At 39.6% G+C, this 2,676-nt stretch carries 4 protein-coding genes; 1 reads left to right on the top strand and 3 read right to left on the bottom strand.

The genetic code is table 11. From position 1 onward, the window contains the following. Positions 1 to 122: 122 nt before the first annotated feature. Together MLD65_RS17815 and MLD65_RS17820 are read right to left on the bottom strand one after the other, a co-directional pair. Positions 123 to 302, bottom strand: coding sequence for a hypothetical protein (locus MLD65_RS17815; RefSeq protein ID WP_243293161.1), 180 nt, complete (start codon positions 300 to 302; stop codon positions 123 to 125). Positions 303 to 306: 4 nt separating this feature from the next. Next, on the bottom strand, positions 307 to 1,503 hold the full coding sequence (locus MLD65_RS17820) for a Tle-like phospholipase domain-containing protein (protein WP_243293162.1): 1,197 nt from the start codon (positions 1,501 to 1,503) through the stop codon (positions 307 to 309). A gap of 143 nt (positions 1,504 to 1,646) precedes the next feature. On the opposite strand from MLD65_RS17820, the gene MLD65_RS17825 reads away from it, so the two are divergent. After that, positions 1,647 to 1,892 (top strand): hypothetical protein, encoded by a 246-nt coding sequence (locus MLD65_RS17825; RefSeq protein WP_243293163.1) that lies wholly within the window; start codon positions 1,647 to 1,649, stop codon positions 1,890 to 1,892. A 77-nt stretch (positions 1,893 to 1,969) separates the two neighbouring features. On the opposite strand, the gene xerS is transcribed toward MLD65_RS17825, so the two are convergent. Continuing rightward, positions 1,970 to 2,676: tyrosine recombinase XerS (xerS, locus tag MLD65_RS17830; RefSeq protein WP_243293164.1), on the bottom strand; the 707-nt coding region annotated here is incomplete at its 5' end.

A 2,676-nucleotide genomic window follows, 5' to 3' on the forward strand; every position in this document is an offset into this window, starting at 1 on the left:
GTCTCTTTAGTGGATATTTACAATGAACATCATCTCCAATGGAGATAATCATGGAGGAGCCGTATGCGATGACCCGCACGTACGGAACTGCGAGAGGCGCATGAGTAAATCATGCGCCTACTCTATTCTCCAGATTTCCCTTTCCAACTCTGCAATTCGTTATACTCTTTCACAGCAAACTGTAATCCGTCTATCAGTTCTTCAATAACGTCATCTAATTTCCTTTCTGCTAGTTCAAGACTTTCGATGGTATTCCTAACGATACGTCTATCCTCATACATAAAATCAAATCGGTTCATCATGTGATCATCCTTTTATTTCAGAAGCTCGTTGTTGGTCCACGGACTTAAAATCATTTGCTTTTTGCTCAATGAAGTCGCCAATTTCTTTAGACGTTTTGGTATACCACTCTTTGTGAGCATATAGGTCTTCACATATCTCATCAATCAGTGGAATCACAAAAGACGTGTAGGCGTTTTTGGCCTGGTCTTTCACATCAGCAATGGCTGAAATCGCCGTGGGAATGGTTTGAGTGTGCAGTTGAGGGACAAAACGAATATTGGCCCCTTTGGTCGCAATGATGTCTGGGTCAAGTTCAATGCTTCTCCCACTGATATAGTTTGGCGAATACATGATGATTTTTTGGGTTTTGGCATCGATCAGTAAGTTTTTAAAATTCCCGAATGAATCAAATGCAAAATTACCTAATCCATGATAATCGGGTTCGCCAATGGAGTCCAAAAATCGCTTTATTGGGCGGTCTTTATCGGCATTCGCAACCTCAAATGTTTCATCAATATAAACCGTTCTCCCTACATGAGCGTCGGCACCAAAAGCACCGGCACCAATCGAGTCGCTAGGATGTACATAGGCTACGATATTAGGATCAAAACCCCCATTTTTTGCTTTTCTTTGTAAGTCACCCGGGAGCAATTCCACGATACTCGGTGTACTAAAACTCACACTTTTGACATTATGAATCGCTGCAACGTATTCCGCTAGTGCCCCTCCGAGCGAGTGACCCGTCACAGAAATCGTATAGCCATCGAGATGTTTCGTTGCATATTTCTTAACGTCTCTCATAAGGTGATCGGCTTGCGTGAATTGACTGCTTTCAATGTCTTTTTTTAAAGCCTTGCGATTAATTAAATCAAAGGAAGGGGCGGCGTATTCATTTTTGTTTAGTTTTTCCAATAATTCTTTATTGCGTTTAAGGTTATGAAAGACGACATCCTTAACGTCTGTAACAACATCCGCCGTTCCTTCTCCGGGAATCTCGTCGCCTTGGGTTCCTCTAAATGAGACCACGACTTCTTTCATTTCATTATTTACATAAATTTTAGCGTCAAAGCCCGTTTTTTGATCATGTAAAACGGTACCTTCGAGTTTTAAAGGACGCCATGTCTCTGTTTTGTCTATTCTTTTTATTTTTACTGGTAATGATTTTTTTGTGTAGGCATGTTCCGCAAGTTCATGGTATGTGCCATCTGAAATTTTACTCATTCGTACTACCCACCTTTTATCAGATGTTATATGATAGACCTATAAATATTTTCCAATAAATCAACAAGGAGTGCAATGTTAAATTGAGACATTTTCCTCTAAAGCTAGTGCTTCTGGTTTGTGTATTATTAGGAGGTTGTCAGATGAATGAGAGTAAACAAAAAGAAGAACGAATGTTAAAAAAAGCAGAAGCGGTCGCAATTGAGCATTTTCGTGATGTTGAGGGGATAGATATAGTAGTTACAAACTCTGAAATCTCGTCTTCCATCGCACCGGACGTTATTTTTGTCTATGGTCACTATGAGGGCGACGAGACTAAAGAAGTAATGGCAACAGTCGATTTTAAAGACAATTATAAAATAACATCAACCGGCAGTTCCGAATATTAGATGAAGTCATCAGAAAATTAAGTAATTCTAGTTGTTTAAAGTGAAAGGGTAAAAGAAAAGCAAGAGGAATAATTATTTTAATCCTCTTGCTTTTCCATTCTCTCAATAACCTTTCGAGCATCTTCACTCGACAAGTTGGTATAAAGTGACGTCGTTTCAATCGAGTTGTGACCAAGCTGATCGCGTAGCAATACTAGATTACCACCTGAACGCAGCCACTCACTAGCAAACGAATGGCGCAGCTTATGTGGGCTTATAGTTTTCCCAGCATTGAAAGCTTTCGTATACTTCTTTACGTTTTCTTGTATCGTTCGAATCGATATTGGATTCGCTTTTCCATCATACTTTGTCAAAAATACATACTGTTGGTCATTTGTTGCTTTGTATCGCTCCTGGCGAATGGACAGATAGCTTTTCAAGTATTCAAGAGAGCATTCCGTTGCTAAGATTGTATCAGCCTTATCGCCTTTACGAATCACATCAATTTGTTTCTTGGAGAAATCTATATCCTCTAAAGTAATATTCGCCAGCTCTGTAACGCGTAACCCTGTACCAAACGCTAACGCTATAATGGCTATGTCTCGTTCTTTATCTCGCAGAAATCGGGATTTCTGGCGAGGGGGGAGGCTTTGTTCATATTCTAGTTCAATGAATTGGATAAATTCATCGATCTCTTTCAGAGTAAGAATCACGCTGCTAATCTTTTTGGCTCGGCTACTCTTCGACACTTTCTTTTTAAAAGTCTTTATCTTCGAGAATACATTCCGATAGAAATAACATTCAC

The sequence above is a fragment of the Bacillus sp. FJAT-47783 genome, from assembly GCF_022808615.1.
In the GTDB taxonomy this organism is placed as follows: domain Bacteria; phylum Bacillota; class Bacilli; order Bacillales; family Aeribacillaceae; genus Bacillus_BZ.

What these genes read in the sequence shown, in the direction of transcription:
- MLD65_RS17820 (WP_243293162.1), bottom strand. Translation starts at nt 1,503, where the DNA reads ATGAGTAAAATTTCAGATGGCACATACCATGAACTTGCGGAACATGCC.
- MLD65_RS17815 (WP_243293161.1), bottom strand. Translation starts at nt 302, where the DNA reads ATGATGAACCGATTTGATTTTATGTATGAGGATAGACGTATCGTTAGG.
- MLD65_RS17825 (WP_243293163.1), top strand. Translation starts at nt 1,647, where the DNA reads ATGAATGAGAGTAAACAAAAAGAAGAACGAATGTTAAAAAAAGCAGAA.